This window comes from Lysobacter fragariae (assembly GCF_054779775.1).
Window position 1 is genome coordinate 204,599 of the sequence record NZ_BAAGXP010000007.1, and the last position, 20,233, is coordinate 224,831.

The following is a 20,233-nucleotide window of genomic DNA, read 5'->3' on the forward strand; positions in this document are numbered from 1 at the left end:
AACCAAGCCGCGGATTATAGCGGCGTTTTCCCTTGCGGAGCAAATGGTTACGTGCCTTTGGCCTCCCCCCATGGCCAAGGCGTGGGTCGGGCCACGCTTTCACCGGGCGTGCGTTCGCGAATGCCGGGGAACCCTGCCCGCGACGGTGGGTCGAGACCCGCCCTACCCGTCGGAATCGTCCCCGACCTCGGTCAGCCGGGCCCGCCAGGCGTCCAGCAGTTTCTGGTCGGCGCGGGACAGGGTGGACTCCTCCAGCAGGTCCGGCCGGCGCTGCCAGGTCCGACCCAGCGACTCGGCGCGGCGCCAGCGGGCGATTTCGGCGTGGTTGCCGGATTGGAGGACATCGGGGACCCTGCCCAGTTCATGTTCGACCGGCCGGGTGTAGTGCGGGCAGTCCAGCAGACCGCCTTCGAAACTGTCCTGGGCCGCGGATTCGGCGTCGCTCAGGGCGCCCTCCTGGAGGCGGGCGACCGCGTCGATCACCACGGCCGCGGCCAGCTCGCCGCCCGACAGAACGTAATCGCCGATCGACAGCTCCTCGTCGACCTCGGCCTCGACCAGCCGCTCGTCGATGCCTTCGTAGCGGCCGCACAGCAGGATGATGCGATCGCGTGAAGCCAGCTCGCGGGCACGCGCCTGGGTCAGCGGTGCGCCCTGTGGGCTGAGGTAGACGACCTTGGCCGGGGTCGGTTCGGCCGCGCGGGCCGCGTTGATGGCGGCGCGCAGCGGGTCGATCAGCATCACCATGCCCGGCCCACCGCCGAACGGGCGATCGTCGACCCGGCGGTAGTTGCCTTCGGCGTAATCGCGCGGGTTCCAGCCGTGCAGCGACAGCAGGCCGCGCTCGCCGGCGCGCCCGGTCACGCCAAAAGCGGCGCACTGGGCGATGAAGTCGGGGAACAGGGTGATGACGTCGATGCGCACGGATGGACTCGCTGGAAGCTGTTTCTTGGGCGAACAAGCGATTGATGATGCCCGCGGGAGCTTGGTGGCGATGCTCGGAACAGGTCGCCCCACATCACTGGCCGCGGGCGCGGCTCAAGTGCACGGCTGGTCCAAGCAGGGCTGCGGGCCCCTTAGAAATCCGGATCCCAATCGACCGTCACGACACCGGCCTCGAAATCCACGCGGGTGACGTACTGCGGTTGCACGAACGGAATCATGCGCTCGCGTTCGTCGTTACGGGTGACCAGGACGTCATTGGCGCCAGTGGCGAACAGGTGCGAGACGACACCGAAGTCGGTGCCGTCGACATTAACCACACGCAGGCCTTCCAGGTCGACCCAGTAGTACTCACCCGGGGTCGGCGGCGGCAGGGCCGAACGCGGGACGTAGATCTCGGTGCCACGCATGGCCTCGATCGCGTCGCGATCGGTCACATCGGGGAACGTTGCAACGGTGTACTTGCCGCTTTCCTTGCCACGGACGCCACGCAATTCGCGCTCGTTGCCCTGCGGGTCGCGCAGGATCCATGGCTGGTAGCGGAAGATGGCTGAGCGGGGCTCGGTCCAGGACTCGAGTTTCGCCTCGCCACGAATGCCAAAGGCGCCGTTCACCCTGCCTAAGAGGATGCGGCGCCCTTGATCCTGACTCATATCGGAAACCGGCCGCGCGATCGTGTGTGGATCGCGCGGCCCGGCAATCAGGCCGAAACGGCCTTGCCGGCTTCCTTGTAGAGCACGGCGACCTTGTCGGTCAGCTGCGCGCCCTTGGAAACCCAATGCTTGACGCGCTCGAGGTCGAGCTCGACACGCTTTTCCGCACCCTGCGCGACCGGGTTGTAGTAACCCACGCGCTCGATGTTGCGGCCGTCACGCGCGCTGCGGCTGTCGGTGACGATGATGTGGTAGAAGGGACGCTTCTTGGCGCCGCCGCGGGTAAGGCGAATCTTGACCATTGCAGTTCTCGTGTTGCCCAGCTGCCGGAATGGCAGGGTAAGCCGGCAATTGTAAGCCATTGATTAGGCCGAGGAAACCCCGAGGGAATTCGGAGTGGTTCCAGACCGGCCCAGCCTCCCTGGGGCACAGCCCCACCCAGGCCGCTTCCCCGCACCTCACGTATGGCGCAGAACCCGGCTCCGCCGTGACTCCCGCGGAGCGGCCTCCTGCCCCGTCAGGACAGGAGGATGGACGTCTCAGCGGAACGGCATCCCACCGCGACCGCCCATCATGCCCTTCATGCCGCGCATGAGCCCCTTCATGCCGCCGCCGGAGAGCTTGCTCATCATCTTTTCCATCTGCTGATACTGCTTCATCAGCTTGTTCACGTCGGCGGGCGTGAGGCCGGCGCCCTTGGCGATGCGGGCACGGCGCGAACCGTTCAGCAGGTCCGGGTTGCGGCGCTCCTTGGACGTCATCGAATTGATGATCGCCACCATGCGCGGCACTTCCTTGCCGGTGACCTGGCTTTTCACGTTGTCCGGGATCTGACCCATGCCCGGCAGCTTGTCCATCAGGCCGTGGATGCCGCCCATGTTCTGCATCTGCTCGAGCTGGTCCTTCAGGTCGTTGAGGTTGAAGCGCTTGCCCTTGGCGACCTTCTCCGCGAGCTTCTGCGCCTTGTCCTTGTCGACCTGCTGCTCGACCTGCTCGACCAGCGACAGCACGTCGCCCATGTCGAGGATCCGGCTGGCGATGCGGTCCGGGTGGAACACATCCAGACCATCGGGCTTCTCGCCCACGCCGATGAACTTGATCGGCTTGTGGGTGATGTAACGCACGGACAACGCCGCGCCACCGCGCGCATCGCCGTCGGTCTTGGTCAGCACGACGCCGGTAAGCGGCAGCGCTTCGGCGAAGTGCTTGGCGGTTACCGCGGCGTCCTGGCCGGTCATCGCATCGACGACGAACAGGGTTTCCACCGGCGACACCGCGGCGTGCAGCGCCTTGATCTCGGCCATCATCGCTTCGTCGATGCTGGTGCGGCCGGCGGTGTCGACGATCAGCACGTCGGCGTACGACTTGCGCGCGTCGTCGATCGCGGCCTTCACGATCGCTTCGGGCTTCTGGTCAGCGCTGGAGGGGAAGAACAGCACGTCGACCTGTTGCGCCAGCGTCTTCAGCTGCTCGATCGCAGCCGGACGATAGACGTCGGCGCTGACCACCATCACTTTTTTCTTGCGCTTTTCCTTGAGGTGCTTGGCGAGCTTGGCCACCGTGGTGGTCTTGCCCGCGCCCTGCAGGCCGGCCATCAGGATGACGGCGGGGGCCGGCACGTTGAGGTTCAGGTCACTGGCGGTGGAGCCCATCACTGCGGAAAGCTCGTCACGCACGACCTTGATCAGCGCCTGGCCGGGCGTCAGCGACTTCAACACTTCCTGGCCGACGGCGCGGACCTTGATGCGTTCGATCAGGGCCTGCACGACCGGCAGGGCCACGTCGGCTTCGAGCAGCGCGATGCGGACTTCGCGGGTGGCTTCGCGGATGTTCTCCTCGGTCAGGCGTCCGCGGCCGCGCAGGCGGTCGATGGTGCCGGAGAGACGCTGGGTGAGGGATTCGAACATTGCGAGCGACCTGCTGGGGACGACGGGAAAACGGGGGCGAATTATAGCCGGCAGGCGTTGCGAGCTTGCCGGCCCGAGCGCCACTTGCGACTGCAGGTCCGGCGACAGGGACCTGCAGGACGGATCCGCGGATCCGTCATTCGGCAGGCGTATGCGACACTGCGGCGATGACACTCGTTCTCATTGCCACGATTTCCTACCTGATTGCAGCCGCGCTGCTGGTGGCCGGCCTACGGCGCGACCGGAGCCCCGGGCGGACGTGGCTGCTGCCCGCGATCATCGCCGTGGTCCTGCATGCCGCCGTGCACGCGATGGCCTGGCGCAACGCCGGCGGCGCGGACATGCATTTCTTCGCAGCACTCTCGCTGGTCGGGCTGGGCATGGGCGCGATGACAACGCTTTACGGCGCGACCGGACGCATGGCGGCGCTGGGCGTGGTCGTCTTCCCTATCGCCGCAGTGATGCTCCTGGCCTACGCCGGTTACGGCCACGCGCGCACCGAGGCCCTCGACTGGCGTCTGCTGCTCCATGCCTGGTGCGCCCTGCTCGCCTACGCCACGCTCGCCATCGCCGCGTTGCTGGCGATCATGCTGTGGCTGCAGGAGCGCGCGCTGCGCCGACGCGAATTCCACGGCTGGCTGCGAGCACTGCCACCGCTGGTGGAGCTGGAAATGCTGCTGTTCCGCACCATCGCGGTGGGCTTTGCGCTGCTGACGGCAACGCTGCTCAGCGGCGTCCTGTTCGTCGAGAACCTGTTCGCGCAGCACCTGGTGCACAAGACCGTGTTGAGCGTGCTGTCGTGGCTGGCGTTCGGCGCGCTGTTGATCGGCCGCTGGCGCCATGGCTGGCGCGGCGGCACGGCGGTGCGTTGGACACTGTCGGCAATGGCGTTGCTGGTGCTCGCGTTCTTCGGCAGCAAGCTTGTGCTCGAGCTCATCCTGGGACGAGTGGGCTGAGCGACAGTCGGGCCTGAGCTACGCGGGCCTGATATTCCGACCGGCCCTGGCAGAGCAACACGACCTGAGGGTCCTTTCAAAGCGGCTTGCCCGGCCGTTCGCGCCTGCTGCTGAAATCCTGAACCGCTGATCAGCCCATTCAGGCTGCCTGCCTGCAATCGATTGCAGACTAAATATTTGCATTGACAAATATTGCACCGGTCAGGATCATGCCGATCCATGAACACCCCCCTCCCCCCGCTGGCGCCCCCCTGTGGCGGCTCATCCCTGGCCCTGCTGCTCCGCGAGATCCGCGCCGGCTTCTGGGCGCAGATGGAACGCGAGCTCCAGGCCGTCGGCCATGACCTCAACTTCAGCCAGTACATCACCCTCAAGCACCTCGCCGAGGGCACGGCGAGCGTCACCGACCTGGCCACCGCCGCGCAGCTGAATCCGGGCGCGATGACGCGGCTGCTGGACAAGCTGGAACAGCGCGGTGTCCTCGCCCGCGTTGCCGATCCCACCGACCGCCGCGCCCTGCGCATCCACCTCACCGAGGCCGGCGCCGCGATCTGGAACGAGATCAACCATTGCGGCCTGCGTGTGCGCGAGCGGGCGACGCAAGGCATGAGCGAAGCCGACCGCGACACCCTCACCCGTCTGCTCACGCAAGTGCGCGACAACCTCATTTCCGGGAGCTGATCCGATGTCCCTGACTTCATCGCGCATGGCGCTGCGCCCGGCCGTGATGGCGCTTGCCGTGCTTGTAGCGGCGGCGTCTGTTTCCGTGTCCGGCTGTGCGAGTACGCATGGCTTGGCATCGCAAGGCCAGCTGCTCGAAGCAGACACCCTGGCGGCGTCGCGCAGCCTGGGCAGCGGCTCGGATGCCGCGTTCCCACAACAGGACTGGTGGAAGTCGTTCGGCGACGCGCAACTCGATGCCCTGGTCGCCGAAGCCCTCGCCGGCACGCCCAGCCTGGACGCCGCTGACGCGCGCGTTCGCCAGGCGATCGCGCAGGCAGGCCTCGCCGACGCCGCCAGCAAGCCCACGCTCGGCGCCACCGCGCAGTATTCGGGCGTGCAGATTCCCGAAACCGTCGCGCCGCCGCCGATCGGTGGCGACTACCTCGGCGTCACGCTGCTCGGCCTGCAATTCAAGTACAGCCCCGACCTGTGGGGCGGCCACCGCGCACGTTCGCAGGCGGCGCTCGGACAGGCGCGCGCGGCGGAAGTCGATGCGCAGGCCGCACGCCTGATGCTCTCGTCGAACATCGCGCGCGCCTACGTCGCGCTTGCGCAGGCGCACGAAGCGCACGACATCGCAACCGCCGACCAGCAACGCGCCACGCACCTGCTGGAGCTCGGCCGCCAGCGCGTCAAGGCCGGCATCGACAACCAGCTGCAGATCCGCAATTCCGAAGCCGCCGTCGCCTCGGCGCAACAGCAGGCGCAGGCCGCACAGCAGCAGATCGATTCCGCGGGCAACGCCATCGCCGCGCTGCTGGGCAAAGGTCCCGACCGCGGCCGCGACATCACCCGCCCCACCCTGCTTGCCGCACCGATGCCCGGTATTCCGTCGGTGTTGCCGAGCGAACTGCTCGGCCATCGTCCGGACGTGGTGGCCGCACGCTGGCGCGTGGAATCGGCGCGCCACGGCATCAAGGCGAGCAAAGCCGAGTTCTACCCGACGCTCAACCTGAGCGCGCTGGTCGGCATCGCCTCCGGCCACCTCTCCGATCTGTTCACCAGCGACGCGTTCCTCGCGCAGGGCGGTCCGGCGCTGAGCCTGCCGATCTTCGACGGCGGCCGTCTTCGCAACAACCTCGCGAAGTCGAACGCCGAGTACGACCTGGCCGTAGCGAACTACAACCAGAACCTGGTCGGCGCGTTGCGTGAAGTCACCGATGCGTTGCAGTCCGCGCAATCGCTGGATGCGCAGATCGCATCGACGCAACGTGCACGCGAATCCGCCAGCGGTGCATGGAGTCTCGCCACTGCCCGCTACAAGGCCGGGCTGGGCACGCAGCTGGACGTGCTCAACGCCCAGCGACCGCTGCTGCAGCTCGATCAGCAACTGGCCGCGCTACGCGCACAGCGACTGGGCGCGACCGTCGACCTCGACCGCGCCCTGGGCGGCGGGCTCACGCTCGCCACGCCGCAATCCGACAACGAAACCTTGAACGAAACCTCGAACGAAACCACCAAGGCCGCCACGCCATGACCACCAAAATCAACCCGAATGCAGACGTCGCGCCGCCGCCCGTCAGCAAGCGCAAGCGCGCGCTGACGATCCTTGCCGTGATTGTTGTCGTCGCCGTCATCGCCTGGACCCTGTGGTACCTGCTGGTCGCGCGCTGGCACCAGGAAACCGACGACGCCTACGTGCAAGGCAACGTGGTTGCGATCACGCCGCAGACGCTGGGCACCGTGGTCAGCATCGGCGCCGACGACGGCATGAAAGTCGAAGCCGGCCAGGTGCTGGTGCAACTCGACCCCAACGACGCCCGCGTCGCGCTTGAACAGGCCACCGCCAACCTCGCCAGCACGGTGCGACAGGTGCGCGGCCTGTACAGCGCGGTGGATGCCGGCATGGCCGACATGGGCGCGCGACGCGTTGCGGTGGAAAAAGCCAGCGCCGACGTGAAGCGTCGCGAAGGCCTGGTCGCGACCGGCGCGGTGTCCGCGGAGGAACTCGCCCACGCCCGCGACGAACTCGCCGCCGCGCAGGCCGCACTGTCGTCGTCGACGGAAAATCTCTCGCGCAACCGCGCACTGGTCGACGCGACCACCGTCACCGACCAGCCGCAGGTCAAGGCCGCCGCCGCGCAGCTGCGCCAGGCCTTCCTCAACGCGCAGCGCATGGCGATCGTGGCGCCGGTATCGGGTTACGTCGCCAGGCGCAGCGTGCAGCTGGGCCAGCGCGTGCAGCCCGGCACGACAATGATGACCATCGTGCCTCTGGAGCAGGCGTGGGTCGAAGCTAACTTCAAGGAGACGCAGTTGGCGAAGATGCGTATCGGCCAGAAAGTGGAACTGCATTCGGATCTCTACGGCGGCGACGTTGTCTTTGAAGGCAAGCTGGCCAGCCTGGGCCTGGGCACGGGCAGCGCCTTCGCCCTGCTGCCGGCGCAGAACGCCAGCGGCAACTGGATCAAGATCGTGCAGCGCGTGCCTGTGCGGATCGAACTGGATCGCAAGCAACTGGCGGAGCATCCGCTGCGTATCGGCCTGAGCATGCACGCCGACGTGTCCATCCGCGACCAGTCGGGCGCCGTGCTGGCGACCGCACCGCAGGACAAGCCGCTGCTCACCACCGACGCGTATGCGAAACAGCTGGCCGATGCCGACGACCTGATCGCGAAAGTCGTGAAGGCGAACCTTGCCGGCGGCGGCCACCACGGTTGATATCGAATCATTCGCCGGGCAGCGCCCCACGCTGTCCGGACGCATGGACATCGTTCGGACCACGCAGATAGCACCAGCAGTTTCGCGTAGTCGCACATCGCTGTAACGACTCTCCTGGCTCCGGTCCCCACCGGGAATATCTACTGCACCACCAGGGCTCCCGCCTCATGTCATCTCCTTCTCCCGCCACGCCGTTCCGACCGCCCAGCGTTCCGTTGACGACGCTCGGCCTGGCGCTGGCGTCGTTCATGCAGGTGCTGGACCTCACCATCGCCAATGTCTCGTTGCCGACGATTTCCGGCAACCTGGGCGGCAGCGCGAACCAGGCGACGTGGGTCATCACCTCGTTCGCGGTCAGCAACGCGATCGCGTTGCCGCTGACCGGCTGGCTCACGCGTCATTTCGGCGAACGCAAGCTGTTCATCTGGGCGACGTTCCTGTTCGTCATCGCGTCGCTGCTGTGCGGCCTGGCCAACAGCATGGGATTGCTGGTGGCCGCGCGCGCGCTGCAGGGCTTCGTCGCCGGGCCGATGTATCCGATCACGCAGGCGCTGCTGATCTCGATCTATCCACCGCACAAGCGCGGCCAGGCCATCGCGTTGCTGGCGATGGTGACGGTGGTCGCGCCCATCGCCGGCCCCATTCTTGGCGGCTGGATCACTGACAACTACAGCTGGGAATGGATCTTCTTCATCAACGTGCCGATCGGGCTGTTCTCCAGCTTCGTGGTCGGACGCCAGCTGAAGGGACGACCGGAGCGGCTCGAGAAGCCGAAGATGGACTACGTCGGCCTGATCACGCTGGTGCTGGGCGTGGGCGCGCTGCAGGTGCTGCTTGACCTGGGCAACGACGAGGATTGGTTCCGCTCCAGCCTGATCGTCGGACTCGCGATCGTCTCGGCGATCTCGCTGGCCGTGTTCGTGATCTGGGAGCTCACCGACAAGGACCCCATCGTCAACCTGCGCCTGTTCCGGCACCGCAACTTCAGTGCGGGCACCGCGGCGATGGTGGTTGCGTACGCGGCATTCTTCGCCGTCGGCATCATGGTGCCGCTGTGGTTGCAGCGAAATCTTGGTTACACCGCGATCTGGGCAGGCTTCGCCACCGCGCCGATCGGCATCCTGCCGGTGCTGCTGGCGCCGTTGATCGGCGCGCATGCGAACAAGTTCGACCTGCGCATCCTCGCGTCATTGGCGTTCATCGCCTTGTCGCTGACCAGCTTCGCGCGCGCGGGCTTCAACCTGGACGTGGACTTCAATCACATCGCGATGATCCAGTTGATCCAGGGCTTCGGCGTGGCGCTGTTCTTCATGCCGGTGCTGCAGATCCTGCTGTCGGACCTGCAGCCGCACGAGATCGCGGCGGGCTCCGGGTTGGCGACGTTCATGCGCACGCTGGGCGGCAGCTTCGCCGCGTCACTGACGACCTATGCCTGGACCGAGCGCGGCGCGGTGCACCACGCGCACCTGACCGAGAAACTCTCGGCCTACGATCCCTCCACGATAGATGCAGTCTCCCGACTGGGCGGCGGCGACCTGCAACGCGGCGCCTTCATCATGGATCGGATGATCTCCAACCAGGCCGCGCAGATCGGGTTCAACGAGATCTTCCACCTGCTCGGGATCATCTTCCTGGTGGTGATTGCCTTCGTGTGGTTCGCCAGGCCGCCGTTCGTGGCGAAGGCCGGCGCTGCCGAGGCCGCAGGCGGGCACTGAGGCGGGCTGCCATCGGGTCGTGGCGACGGACAGGGTTCATGAGGCTGAAAGCGTCTGCATCGACTCGTTTTGGCTCACGCACGAGGCACCTGTGCCTCACGGCCGAGGCAAGTTGTCTCATCGTTGAGGCACCGCTGCCTCACGCGTGAGGCCACTTGCCGGACGTTTGAAGCCAGGAGCCTCGGGAGTCGGAGCTTTTTGCCTGATCAGCGAGGCTGCAGAGCCTCAAGGACAGCCCGTTTTGCCTCATCGTTGAGGCGGCGCCGACTCAGGCCTGAGTCTTTTTGCGTCATCGACCTTCACCGGGCATCGGTCTGCTCAACCCGCTTCGAGCGCGTCCGCCAGCCGCTCCACGCCGATCACCTGCATCTCACCGATCCGACCGCTGCGCGGCGCGTTCGCCTTGGGCACGATGGCACGCTTGAAGCCGTGCGTGGCGGCCTCCTTCAAGCGGTCCTCGCCGTTGGGCACCGGGCGGATCTCGCCTGACAAACCGACTTCGCCAAACGCGATCGTCTGCTCTGCCAGCGGACGATCACGCAGCGACGACAACACCGCCAGCAGCACTGGCAGGTCAGCGGCGGTCTCCTGCACGCGGATGCCACCCACCACGTTCACGAACACGTCCTGGTCGCCCACCGCAATGCCGCCGTGACGATGCAGGACGGCGAGCAGCATCGCCATGCGATTGCCTTCCATGCCGACGGCGACGCGACGCGGGTTCGACAATGGCGACGAATCCACCAGTGCCTGCACTTCGACCAGCAACGGCCGCGTGCCCTCGCGCGTCACCATCACGCAACTGCCGGGCTGCGGCGTGCTGTTGCCGGAGAGGAAGATCGCGGATGGATTGGGAACCTCGCGCAGGCCCTTGTCGCCCATCGCGAACACGCCGAGCTCGTTGACCGCGCCGAAGCGGTTCTTGAAGGCACGCAACACGCGGAAGCGGCTGCCGCTCTCGCCTTCGAAATACAGCACCGCGTCGACCATGTGTTCGAGCACGCGCGGACCGGCGATCCCGCCTTCCTTGGTCACGTGTCCGACCAGGAATACGGCGGTGCCCGTTTCCTTGGCGAAGCGGACAAGTCTTGCGGCGGATTCGCGCACCTGGCTTACCGAGCCGGGCGCGGCGCTCAGCGATTCGGTCCATAGCGTCTGCACGGAATCGGCGACGATCAGGTGCGGGCGCATCGCCGCGGCGTGCTCGAGGATGCGTTCGACACAGGTTTCGGCGAGTGCATGGACGCCGTCCAGCGGCAGCCCCAGGCGCGATGCGCGGCCGGCGACCTGCGCCAGCGATTCCTCGCCGGTGACGTACAGACCGGGCATCGTGGCCGCCAGCTTCGTCACCGCCTGCAGCAGCAGCGTCGACTTGCCGATGCCGGGGTCGCCACCGACCAGCACCACCGACCCGTGCACCAGCCCACCACCCAGCACGCGATCCAGCTCGCCGATGCCGGTGGAGGCGCGTGCGTCTTCATGATGGCGCACGTCCTTGAGCGCAGTGACCTGGGGGGCGTCCGCCGCCCCGGCCCAGCTGCTGCGCCGGCTGGCTGCAACGCCTTTGCCCGCAACGGCCGGCTCCAGGACGATCTCGCTGAGCATGTTCCACGCCCCGCACTCGCCGCACTGGCCCTGCCACTTGCTGAACTCGGCGCCGCATTCGCTGCAGACGTAGGCGGTCTTTGATTTCGTGGCGATCTTGGCCATGGCACTGTGAGGACGGGCGATACACCGCACTCTACCGGGCGCCCGTCTCCCGCGGCGAGACCGGAAAAGCAGAAGGCCCGCAATGCGGGCCTTCTGGGTCAACTGGTGCCGGAAATAGGAATCGAACCTACGACCTCATCATTACGAATGACGCGCTCTACCAACTGAGCTATTCCGGCAAGGGGCGCAATTGTAGGGCGGCGGGCGTTGGGGGGTCAATCGACCAGCTGGACCCGCAATTCCTTGGGGAGGGCGAAAACCATGTCCTCGGGCTCGCCATCCAGCTCGGCGACGTGCAGGGCGCCCAGTTCGCGCAGGCGCTCGATCACGCCGCGAACCAGCACTTCCGGCGCCGACGCCCCGGCGGTGATGCCGATGCGCTTGCGGCCCTGGATCCAGTTCGGGTCGATCTCGATGGCGCCGTCGATCAGGTAGGCCTCGACGCCCTCGCGCTCGGCCAGCTCGCGCAGGCGGTTGGAATTGGAGCTGTTGGGCGAGCCCACCACCAGCACCAGGTCGCACTTCGCGGCGAGTTCGCGCACGGCGTCCTGGCGGTTCTGGGTTGCGTAGCAGATGTCGTCGTTCTTGGGGCCCTGGATCTGCGGGAACCTGCGCTTGAGCGCCTCGATGACGCTTCGGGTGTCGTCCACGGACAAGGTCGTCTGCGTGGTGTAGGCAACGTTCTCGGGCTGGTTGATGACCAGCGCATCGACGTCCTCGATGTCCTCGACCAGATAGATCTGACCAGTGCCCGCCTCGCGCCGCCACTGGCCCATCGTGCCTTCGACTTCCGGGTGTCCGTCGTGGCCGATCAGCACCACGTCGCGGCCGGCGCGGCAGTTGCGCGTCACTTCCAGGTGCACCTTCGTCACCAGCGGGCAGGTCGCGTCGAACACCTTCAGCCCGCGACGTTCGGCTTCGGCACGCACCGCCTGCGACACACCGTGCGCAGAGAAAATCACCGTGGCGTTGTCGGGCACCTCATGGAGCTCTTCGACGAAGATCGCGCCGCGATGCTTGAGGTCGTCGACGACGAAGCGGTTGTGCACGACTTCGTGGCGCACGTAGATCGGCGCTCCGAGTGTTTCCAGGGCGCGCTTGACGATTTCGATGGCGCGATCGACGCCGGCGCAGAAACCGCGGGGATTGGCGAGCAGGACGTCCATGGCAGTGATTTTACCTCCGACCGCCAGCATCAGCCGACCGCTTGCCGCCCAGCAGGCCGAACAAGGCTATGCCGATGGCGCCAGCGACGATCGCCGAATCGGCAATGTTGAACGCGGGCCAATAATGGTCCCGCCAGTACCACTGGATGAAATCGATCACCTTGCCGTGGATCAGCCGGTCGATCACATTGCCGATGGCACCGCCGATCACCAGCGCGTACGGCAGTGCCGTGCGCCATTCGCCACGCGGCGTGCGCGACAGCCACCAGGCCAGCAAACCGCTGATGCCGAAGGCCAGCGCGCTGAACAGGTATTTCTGCCAGCCGCCGGCATCGCTCAGGAAACTGAAGGCCGCACCGGTGTTGTAGGTACGGTACCAGTTCCAGAAGCCATCGATCACCGCCACCGGGCTGTGTTCCGGAAGCGTGGCGAGTACCCAGCTCTTGCTCCACTGGTCGAGCGCGATCACCACGGCCGACAACACCAGCCAGGAAAGCGCGTTGGACTTGGCCTTCATCAGAACCACCTGCGGTCTTCGCCCGCGCCATCGACGTTGTCGACGCAGCGGCCGCACAACTCCGGATGCTCCGGGTTGACTCCCACGTCGGCGCGGTAATGCCAGCAGCGCACGCACTTGGCTTTGCTGGTACGCGCGGCGAGGACGGCAATGTCCTTCGTCGCATCGTCGGCCAGCACTTCGACATCGCCGCTGATGAACAGGAATCGCAGTTCGTCGGCGAACGGTGCCAGCCAGTTCTGGTCGGCCACATTGGCGCGCAGCGTGATCTCCGCCTCCAGCGCCGCGCCGATCTCCTCGGCCGCACGCATCGGCTCCAGCGTCCTGCTGACGTCCTCGCGCAATGCGAGCAGGCGGTCGAAGTCCGCAGCCGACAACGCCGCATCGTCCGGCAACAGCGCCAGGCCGTCGTACCAGGTGGCGAACAGAACGTTGTCCTCGCGCGGACCGTCGGCGGTAACCGCCGGCAGGTGGCGCCAGATCTCGTCGGCCGTGAAGCTCAGGATCGGCGCGATCCAGCGCACGAACGCCTCGACGATGCGGTACATCGCGCTCTGCGCCGAACGACGGCCGCGCGAATCCTCGCGCATCGTGTACAGGCGGTCCTTGGTGACGTCCAGGTACAGCGATCCCAGGTCCACGCTGCAGAAATTCGACAGCATCTGCACGATGGCGGCGAAATCGTAGTCCTCGTACGCCTGGGCGATCTGCGTCTGCAGCTCGCTGGCGCGATGCACGATCCAGCGATCCAGCGCGACCATGTCGTCGAGCGGAAGCAGGTCACGCGCCGGCTCGAAGCCGTTGAGGTTGGCCAGCAGGAAGCGCGCCGTGTTGCGGATGCGGCGATAGACATCACCGCTGCGCTTGAGGATGTTGTCCGACACCGACATCTCGTTGCGATAGTCGGTCGACGCGATCCACAGGCGCAACACATCCGCGCCCATCGCGTTGATCACCTTCTGCGGTTCGACGGTGTTGCCGATCGACTTGGACATCTTCTTGCCGTGCTCGTCGACCGTGAAGCCGTGCGTCAGCACCTGGCGATACGGCGCGACGCCATCCATGGCGATGCTGGTCAGCAGCGAGCTCTGGAACCAGCCACGATGCTGGTCCGAACCTTCCAGATAGAGGTCAGCCGGCTTGCGCAGCCCGTCCTGCGGACGCTGTGCGAGCACGCACTCATGGGTGACGCCGGAATCGAACCAGACGTCGAGGATGTCGGTGACCTTGTCGTACTTGGAGGCCTCATCGCCGAGCAGCGAAGCGGCATCGAGCGAATACCACGCATCGACGCCTTCGCGCTCGACGATGTCCGCCACGGCGCGCATCAATTCAGCAGCACGCGGATGCGGCTCATGGGTTTCACGATCGACGAATAGCGCGATCGGCACGCCCCAGGTGCGCTGGCGGCTGATGCACCAGTCCGGGCGGCCCACGATCATGTTGTAGATGCGCTCCTCACCCCATTTTGGAATCCAGCCACCCTTACCGCCAATGCGACCAATCTCGGCAAGCGCGTCCTGACGCAGCCCCGCCTGCTCCATCGAGATGAACCACTGCGGCGTGGCGCGGAACGCGACCGGCGTCTTGTGGCGCCAGCAGTGCGGATAGCTGTGTTCGAGCTTCGAATGCGCGAGAAGATGGCCGCTGGCGCGCAGCACTTCGATGATCGCGTCGTTGGCCTTCCAGATGTGCAGGCCAGCGAGCGTCAGGCCGTCAGCCGGCGGCGTCGACGGCAAGTACAGGCCGCGGCCGTCCACCGGATTCATCTGCGCCGCGGTGTAGTTGTCAAGCAGACCGTAACGCTGGCCGACGACGAAGTCTTCCTGGCCATGGCCCGGCGCGGTGTGCACGACACCGGTACCGTCTTCGGCGGTGACGTGCTCGCCCACCAGCACCGGGATATCGCGGTCCGCGTAGAACGGATGCTGCAGGTGATGGCCTTCCAGTTCGCTGCCGTTGACGTTGCCGAGCACGACGACGTCGCTGACGCCGTAGCGCGCGAGCGCCTTCGTCGCCAGCGCTTCGGCCAGCACGAGCAGGCGACGACGCCCGTCGGCATGCGCCGGGCCTTCGACGAGTACGTATTCGAGGTCGGGGCCGACGGTGACAGCGAGGCTCGCCGGCAGCGTCCACGGCGTGGTCGTCCAGATCGGCATCGCGACGTCGGTGTTGTCGTCGACGCTTGCGCCGAACACCGCCGCGAGCCTCGAAGGATTGCGTGCGCTGTAGGCGACGTCGACGGCCGGCGACACCTTGTCGGCGTATTCGATCTCGGCCTCGGCGAGCGCGGAGCCGCAGTCGAAGCACCAGTGCACCGGCTTCGCGCCGCGCAGCAGGTGGCCGCGTTCGACGATCTTCGCCAGCGAACGCATGATCCCCGCCTCGGTGGCGAAGTCCATCGTGCGATACGGATTTTCCCAGTCGCCGAGCACGCCCAGGCGCTTGAAGTCACGGCGCTGGATGTCGATCTGCTCGGTCGCGTATTCGCGGCATTTGGCGCGGAAGGCAGCGGCGTCGAGCTTGTCGCCGACCTTGCCGAACTTCTTCTCCACTGCGTGTTCGATCGGCAGGCCATGGCAATCCCAGCCCGGCACGTACGGCGCATCGAAGCCGGCAAGCAGCTTCGACTTCACGATCACGTCCTTGAGCACCTTGTTGACCGCGTGGCCGATGTGGATCGCACCGTTGGCGTACGGCGGGCCGTCGTGGAGCACGAAACTCTTCTCGCGATTGCCGGTCTTCGCGCGGATTCGCTGGTACAGGCCCTCGCCCTCCCAACGCGCGAGGGTTTCCGGCTCGCGCTTGGGCAGATCGCCGCGCATCGGGAATTCCGTCGCGGGCAGTTGCAGGGTGGACTTGTAGCGACTGGTTTCTTGGTCGGTCACAGCGGGGCGCTCAGGCAAGGGCTCGTCGTGGATGCATCGTGACGAGGGGCTGAAAGGATGGCGCGGGCCTGCTCGGCGTCGCGGTGCATCTGTTCGGTGAGGGAATCAAGGTCCGGGAACTTCAGTTCGTCGCGCAGCTTGGCGACGAATTCGACTTCGATGCGGCGTCCGTACAGGTCGCCATCGAAGTCGAACAGATGCGCTTCGAGCAGTGGCTCGACACCGTCGACAGTGGGACGCGTGCCAAGGCTGGAGACCGACGGCCACGCGTCGCGACCAACGCCGTGCACGCGGGTGGCGTAGATGCCCGACAGCGCGGGCATCTTGCCGGCGAAGCGGATGTTGGCGGTCGGGAAGCCCAGTTCGCGGCCCAATTGTTTGCCGCGCACTACATGGCCGCCGATCGCGTAGGAACGACCCAACAACTGCGCGGCGGCGTCGAAGTCGCCCGACTGCAACGCTGCGCGGATGCGGGTGGCCGAAACACGTTCGCCGTGCAGTTGGACGGGTTCGATCTCACTGGCGCCGAAACCCAGTTCGGCGCCCAGGCTGCGCAGCAACGCGATGTCGCCGGTGCGACCCTTGCCGAAGCGGAATTCCGGGCCGACCCAGACTTCGCGCGCGGACAACCGCTGCTGCAGCACGTGACGGACGAATTCGTCGGCGGTCAGGCCGCTGAGCTTGCGGTCGAAACGCAGCAGGCCGACCTGGTCGGCGCCCAGATCAAACAGGCCACGCGCCTTCGCACGCGGCAGCAGCAGGCGCGGTGGAGGATTGGCCGGCGCGAAGAACTCACGCGGCAGCGGCTCGAAACTCAGGGCAATGGCGGGCAGGCCCAACGCACGCGCACGCGCAACGGTGCGGCGCACCAACGCCTGATGCCCAAGGTGCAGGCCGTCGAAGGCGCCGATGCAGACCACACTGCCGTGCGGGCACCGGGGCCCGCCGTCGACGTCGCGAAACAGCCTGCTCATGGAATCTCTGGTTGGGACGCCAGGCCGGGTCGGCCGGGCGTTCGATGAAGCCGGCCCTGAAAACAGGCCGGACTTCGGCGGAAAACCGCGAACTGAAGTATAGCCGCGGGCGCTGCTTCTCAATGCTCGCGCAGATCGCGGGGACGGAAACCCATCGCCAGCAGCGCCATCAGGTACACCGCCCCACCACCGCCCACCAGTGCGGCGAGATACCCGATCCGCGCCCATTTGCCGATCGCGGTGAAATCGGGGGTCCAGTACAACGCGGCGACCAGGGCGACCGTCATGGCCGCACAGGCCGTGCCGAGGCGCAGCAGGTAGCGCGTCCAGCCAGGCTGCCGGTCATAGACGCCGGCCTTGCGCAGCCAGTGCCACAGCATCGCCAGGTTGATGTAGCTGGCCGCGGCGCTGGCCAGACCCAGCGCCAGGTGCAGGCCCGGCGTCTGCGCGAGCGCCGCCATCACGCCACCGGTGCGCGCCTGCGGCGTCGTCCACAGGTGGTACAGCACCAGCAGGAACAGGCCATTGAGGACCATGTTGGCGACCAGCGACGCGATGCCCGCGCGTACCGGCGTGCGGGTGTCCTGGCGCGCGTAGAACGCCGGCAGCACGATCTTGACCAGCGCGAACGCCGGCAACCCGAAGCTCAGGCCGAACACCGACATCGCGGCCATGCGTGTGTCGAACGCGGTGAACTTGCCGTGCTGGAACAGCGTCGCCACCAGCGGTTGCGACAACAGCATCAGGCCCAGCATCGCCGGCACGGCGATGAGCAGCGTCGTGCGCAGGCCCCAGTCGAGCGCCTTCGAGAAGCCTTCGTGATCGGTATTGACGTGGTGGCGCGAGAGCGTCGGCAGGATCACCGTGCCCAGCGCAATGCCGAACACGCCAAGCGGCAGCTCCAGGAAGCGATCAGCCTGCGACAACCAGGTCTGCGAGCCGGTGTAGAGCAGCGCGGCGATGACGGTGTCGAGCAGCAGGTTGATCTGTGCGACCGAGGAGCCGAACAGCGTCGGCACCATCAGCTTCCCGACCTTGCGCACGTCGGGATGGCGCCAGCCCCACTTCGGCAGCGACAGCAGGTCCAACTTGGCCAGCGCGGGCAACTGGAACAGCAATTGCGCGATGCCGCCAAACAGTACCGCCCAGCCCAGCGCGAGGATCGGCACTTCCAGCCGCGGCGCCAGCCACAGCGCGCCGGCGATCATGCACAGGTTGAGGATGACCGGGGTGAACGCCGGCAGGCCAAACCGATGGAAGCTGTTGAGTGCGCCGCCCGAAAGCGCGGTCAGCGATACGAACAGGATGAAGGGGAAAGTCAGCCGCAGCAGGTGGACGGTCAGGTCGAACTTTTCCGGCTGGTGCACGCCGAGGTTGAACACCTGTGCGATCTGCGGGGTGAAGATCAGGCCCAGCGCGGTCAGGACCAGCAGGACGCCGCCCAGCGTGCCCGAGACCCGCGACACCAGTTCCTTGAGGTCGGCGTGCGGGCGGGTTTCCTTGATCTCGGTGAAGACCGGCACGAAGGCGGTCGAGAACGAGCCCTCCGCGAACAGCCGGCGCATGAAATTGGGGATCCGGAACGCCACCCAGAACGCATCGGTACCGGCGTTGGCGCCGAAAGCCTGGTTGATGGCGATGTCCCGGACCAGGCCCAGGACGCGCGACACCATTGTCATGCTGCTGAACGACAGCAGCCCCCGGAGCATGCGCGGACGGGTCATGCCTGCCCCCGGGCCGCGGCGCTACAGGTCGGTCCGACGACCGCAAAGGGACCGCGAGAAAGGGGGTTGTTGACGCAAGCCACTGAATCACCCATAATTTTCTGTCTGATTTCCCAAAAACCCTTCAACAAACCCCCAGTTTCCAGGATCCTGTCGTGGCCAATATCAAGTCCGCCAAGAAGCGCGCCAAGCAGACCGTCGTGCGCAATGCCCGCAACGGCGCCCAGCGTTCGATGCTCCGCACTGCCGTCAAGAAGGTGCTCAAGGCGCTCGACGCCAATGACGCCGCCGGCGCCAAGGCCGCCTTCGACGTGGCCCAGCCGATTCTCGATCGTTTCAGCTCGCGTGGTCTCATCCACAAGAACAAGGCTGCCCGTCACAAGAGCCGCCTGACCGCACGCATCAAGGCGCTGTCCGCTGCCTGATCCGTTGCGTTCATCGCACATCGAAAACCCGGCTTCGGCCGGGTTTTTGTTTTTCCGGAGCTGCATCGTTTCGCCTGCATTGGCGAAGGCGCAGGCAACATGCTTCGGCAGCACATTGGCGCCCGCGCCAGATTCCCCGCCCCACGCTGCACGGGGAAGTCCTGCACCCTGCGAAGGCATCGCCACGAGGGTGATCATTCGCCGGCGTTGTAGGCCGCTTCGTCCGCGGCTTCCTGCGCAGCTGCCTTGAGCTGGTCGAAGAAGGTCATGACTTCGAGCATGATCGGCCACGTGTTCTCACGGCCGATGGCCGAGACCAGGTACCAGCGATCCTTCCAGCCCAGCTCGTCGATGATCGCCTGCGCCGCGGCCTGCTGTTCTTCTTCGAGCAGAAGGTCGGCCTTGTTGAGGACCAGCCAGCGCGGCTTGTCCAGCAGTTCCGGGTCATGCTTTTCCAGTTCGCGTTCGATGGCGCGAACCTGGTCGGCGGGACTGATGCCCTCGACGCCACCTTCCATCGGTGCGATGTCGACGAGGTGCAGCAGCAGGCGCGTGCGCTGCAGGTGCTTGAGGAACTGGGTGCCCAGTCCCGCACCTTCGGCCGCGCCCTCGATCAGGCCGGGAATGTCGGCGATGACGAAGCTGCGATGCTGCTCCACGCTGACGACGCCAAGGTTCGGGTACAGCGTGGTGAACGGATAGTCCGCGACCTTCGGCGTCGCCGCAGACACCGCGCGGATGAAGGTGCTCTTGCCGGCATTCGGGAAGCCGAGCAGGCCGACGTCGGCCAGCAGCTTCAGCTCCAGCTTGAGTACGCGCTCTTCGCCCGGCAGCCCCGGCAGCGCCTTGCGCGGCGTGCGGTTGGTCGAGCTCTTGAAGTGCATGTTGCCCAGACCACCCTTGCCGCCCTTGGCGACCAGCAGGCGGTCGCCATGGCGCGTGAGGTCGCCGATGACCTCGTCTGTTTCGACATTCATCACGACGGTACCGACCGGCACGGTGATGGTCAGCTCGTCGCCGGCCTTGCCGTACATCTGTCGGCCCATGCCGTTCTCGCCGCGACGGGCTCGGAAGGTGCGCTGGTGGCGGAAATCGACCAGGGTGTTGAGGTTCTCATCGGCCAGCAACCACACGCTGCCGCCATCACCACCATCGCCACCATCGGGACCACCCAGCGGAATGAACTTCTCGCGGCGGAAGCCGACGCAGCCGTTGCCGCCGTCGCCTGCGGTGACCTGGATTTCGGCTTCGTCGACGAGTTTCATGGGAATC

At 66.4% G+C, this 20,233-nt stretch carries 17 protein-coding genes and 1 tRNA gene; 6 read left to right on the forward strand and 12 right to left on the reverse strand.

Going from position 1 to position 20,233, the window contains the following annotated elements; all coding sequences use genetic code 11:
- Positions 1–162: 162 nt before the first annotated feature.
- The 4 genes from trmD to ffh form a co-directional block, all read right to left on the reverse strand.
- Positions 163–924: a tRNA (guanosine(37)-N1)-methyltransferase TrmD gene (trmD, locus tag ACYVD7_RS09900; RefSeq protein WP_460762365.1), complete on the reverse strand. Its 762-nt coding sequence runs from the start codon at positions 922–924 to the stop codon at positions 163–165.
- Positions 925–1,076: 152 nt separating this feature from the next.
- Positions 1,077–1,595 carry a ribosome maturation factor RimM gene (rimM, locus tag ACYVD7_RS09905; protein ID WP_460762368.1) on the reverse strand — a complete coding sequence of 173 codons (519 nt, stop codon included), beginning with the start codon at positions 1,593–1,595 and terminating at the stop codon, positions 1,077–1,079.
- A gap of 47 nt (positions 1,596–1,642) precedes the next feature.
- The gene (gene rpsP / locus ACYVD7_RS09910) at positions 1,643–1,897 is read right to left on the reverse strand and encodes a 30S ribosomal protein S16 (protein WP_457097316.1); all 255 of its coding nucleotides are present in this window, start codon (positions 1,895–1,897) and stop codon (positions 1,643–1,645) included.
- A gap of 237 nt (positions 1,898–2,134) precedes the next feature.
- Positions 2,135–3,502 carry a signal recognition particle protein gene (ffh, locus tag ACYVD7_RS09915; protein WP_460762370.1) on the reverse strand — a complete coding sequence of 456 codons (1,368 nt, stop codon included), beginning with the start codon at positions 3,500–3,502 and terminating at the stop codon, positions 2,135–2,137.
- A 167-nt stretch (positions 3,503–3,669) separates the two neighbouring features.
- Between ffh and ACYVD7_RS09920 the strand changes: the two genes are divergently transcribed.
- From ACYVD7_RS09920 to ACYVD7_RS09940, 5 genes are all read left to right on the forward strand, one after another.
- A complete protein-coding gene (locus ACYVD7_RS09920; protein WP_460762373.1) occupies positions 3,670–4,458 on the forward strand; it encodes a cytochrome C assembly family protein in 789 nt (262 codons plus the stop codon).
- A 219-nt stretch (positions 4,459–4,677) separates the two neighbouring features.
- Complete coding sequence (locus ACYVD7_RS09925) at positions 4,678–5,139, forward strand: MarR family winged helix-turn-helix transcriptional regulator (RefSeq protein ID WP_460762376.1); 462 nt, start codon at positions 4,678–4,680, stop codon at positions 5,137–5,139.
- 4 nt (positions 5,140–5,143) lie between these two features.
- On the forward strand, positions 5,144–6,658 hold the full coding sequence (locus tag ACYVD7_RS09930) for an efflux transporter outer membrane subunit (protein WP_460762378.1): 1,515 nt from the start codon (positions 5,144–5,146) through the stop codon (positions 6,656–6,658).
- Positions 6,655–7,842 carry an HlyD family secretion protein gene (locus tag ACYVD7_RS09935; protein ID WP_460762381.1) on the forward strand — a complete coding sequence of 396 codons (1,188 nt, stop codon included), beginning with the start codon at positions 6,655–6,657 and terminating at the stop codon, positions 7,840–7,842. The genes ACYVD7_RS09930 and ACYVD7_RS09935 overlap by 4 nt, the downstream gene beginning before the upstream one ends.
- Positions 7,843–8,009: 167 nt before the next feature.
- Positions 8,010–9,557 carry a DHA2 family efflux MFS transporter permease subunit gene (locus ACYVD7_RS09940; protein ID WP_460762384.1) on the forward strand — a complete coding sequence of 516 codons (1,548 nt, stop codon included), beginning with the start codon at positions 8,010–8,012 and terminating at the stop codon, positions 9,555–9,557.
- 318 nt (positions 9,558–9,875) lie between these two features.
- On the opposite strand, the gene radA is transcribed toward ACYVD7_RS09940, so the two are convergent.
- The 7 genes from radA to murJ all read right to left on the reverse strand — a co-directional run bounded on the left by radA (position 9,876) and on the right by murJ (position 18,521).
- Positions 9,876–11,267: a DNA repair protein RadA gene (gene radA / locus ACYVD7_RS09945; protein WP_460762386.1), complete on the reverse strand. Its 1,392-nt coding sequence runs from the start codon at positions 11,265–11,267 to the stop codon at positions 9,876–9,878.
- A 103-nt stretch (positions 11,268–11,370) separates the two neighbouring features.
- A tRNA-Thr gene (locus ACYVD7_RS09950) sits at positions 11,371–11,446 on the reverse strand.
- Between the two features lie 36 nt (positions 11,447–11,482).
- The gene (gene ispH, locus ACYVD7_RS09955) at positions 11,483–12,433 is read right to left on the reverse strand and encodes a 4-hydroxy-3-methylbut-2-enyl diphosphate reductase (RefSeq protein ID WP_460762389.1); all 951 of its coding nucleotides are present in this window, start codon (positions 12,431–12,433) and stop codon (positions 11,483–11,485) included.
- 10 nt (positions 12,434–12,443) lie between these two features.
- A complete protein-coding gene (lspA, locus tag ACYVD7_RS09960) occupies positions 12,444–12,950 on the reverse strand; it encodes a signal peptidase II (RefSeq protein ID WP_460762391.1) in 507 nt (168 codons plus the stop codon).
- Positions 12,950–15,775: an isoleucine--tRNA ligase gene (gene ileS, locus ACYVD7_RS09965; protein ID WP_460762682.1), complete on the reverse strand. Its 2,826-nt coding sequence runs from the start codon at positions 15,773–15,775 to the stop codon at positions 12,950–12,952. The genes lspA and ileS overlap by 1 nt, the downstream gene beginning before the upstream one ends.
- Positions 15,776–15,834: 59 nt before the next feature.
- Positions 15,835–16,812 carry a bifunctional riboflavin kinase/FAD synthetase gene (locus ACYVD7_RS09970; protein ID WP_460762394.1) on the reverse strand — a complete coding sequence of 326 codons (978 nt, stop codon included), beginning with the start codon at positions 16,810–16,812 and terminating at the stop codon, positions 15,835–15,837.
- Positions 16,813–16,931: 119 nt separating this feature from the next.
- Positions 16,932–18,521: a murein biosynthesis integral membrane protein MurJ gene (gene murJ, locus ACYVD7_RS09975; protein WP_460762685.1), complete on the reverse strand. Its 1,590-nt coding sequence runs from the start codon at positions 18,519–18,521 to the stop codon at positions 16,932–16,934.
- A gap of 170 nt (positions 18,522–18,691) precedes the next feature.
- On the opposite strand from murJ, the gene rpsT reads away from it, so the two are divergent.
- Entirely contained in the window at positions 18,692–18,961 is a 270-nt protein-coding gene (gene rpsT, locus ACYVD7_RS09980; RefSeq protein ID WP_460762396.1) for a 30S ribosomal protein S20, read from the forward strand.
- 194 nt (positions 18,962–19,155) lie between these two features.
- On the opposite strand, the gene obgE is transcribed toward rpsT, so the two are convergent.
- Positions 19,156–20,226, reverse strand: a complete 1,071-nt coding sequence (gene obgE, locus ACYVD7_RS09985) for a GTPase ObgE (RefSeq protein ID WP_460762399.1) — start codon at positions 20,224–20,226, stop codon at positions 19,156–19,158.
- Positions 20,227–20,233: the final 7 nt, after the last annotated feature.

Bases quoted from the DNA above. Each gene is read 5' to 3' on its own strand.
- rimM (WP_460762368.1), bottom strand. From the start codon at position 1,595: ATGAGTCAGGATCAAGGGCGCCGCATCCTCTTAGGCAGGGTGAACGGC.
- rpsP (WP_457097316.1), bottom strand. From the start codon at position 1,897: ATGGTCAAGATTCGCCTTACCCGCGGCGGCGCCAAGAAGCGTCCCTTC.
- ffh (WP_460762370.1), bottom strand. From the start codon at position 3,502: ATGTTCGAATCCCTCACCCAGCGTCTCTCCGGCACCATCGACCGCCTG.
- ACYVD7_RS09920 (WP_460762373.1), top strand. From the start codon at position 3,670: ATGACACTCGTTCTCATTGCCACGATTTCCTACCTGATTGCAGCCGCG.
- ACYVD7_RS09925 (WP_460762376.1), top strand. From the start codon at position 4,678: ATGAACACCCCCCTCCCCCCGCTGGCGCCCCCCTGTGGCGGCTCATCC.
- ACYVD7_RS09930 (WP_460762378.1), top strand. From the start codon at position 5,144: ATGTCCCTGACTTCATCGCGCATGGCGCTGCGCCCGGCCGTGATGGCG.
- ACYVD7_RS09935 (WP_460762381.1), top strand. From the start codon at position 6,655: ATGACCACCAAAATCAACCCGAATGCAGACGTCGCGCCGCCGCCCGTC.
- ACYVD7_RS09940 (WP_460762384.1), top strand. From the start codon at position 8,010: ATGTCATCTCCTTCTCCCGCCACGCCGTTCCGACCGCCCAGCGTTCCG.
- radA (WP_460762386.1), bottom strand. From the start codon at position 11,267: ATGGCCAAGATCGCCACGAAATCAAAGACCGCCTACGTCTGCAGCGAA.
- ispH (WP_460762389.1), bottom strand. From the start codon at position 12,433: ATGGACGTCCTGCTCGCCAATCCCCGCGGTTTCTGCGCCGGCGTCGAT.
- lspA (WP_460762391.1), bottom strand. From the start codon at position 12,950: ATGAAGGCCAAGTCCAACGCGCTTTCCTGGCTGGTGTTGTCGGCCGTG.
- ileS (WP_460762682.1), bottom strand. From the start codon at position 15,775: ATGCGCGGCGATCTGCCCAAGCGCGAGCCGGAAACCCTCGCGCGTTGG.
- ACYVD7_RS09970 (WP_460762394.1), bottom strand. From the start codon at position 16,812: ATGAGCAGGCTGTTTCGCGACGTCGACGGCGGGCCCCGGTGCCCGCAC.
- murJ (WP_460762685.1), bottom strand. From the start codon at position 18,521: ATGCTCCGGGGGCTGCTGTCGTTCAGCAGCATGACAATGGTGTCGCGC.
- obgE (WP_460762399.1), bottom strand. From the start codon at position 20,226: ATGAAACTCGTCGACGAAGCCGAAATCCAGGTCACCGCAGGCGACGGC.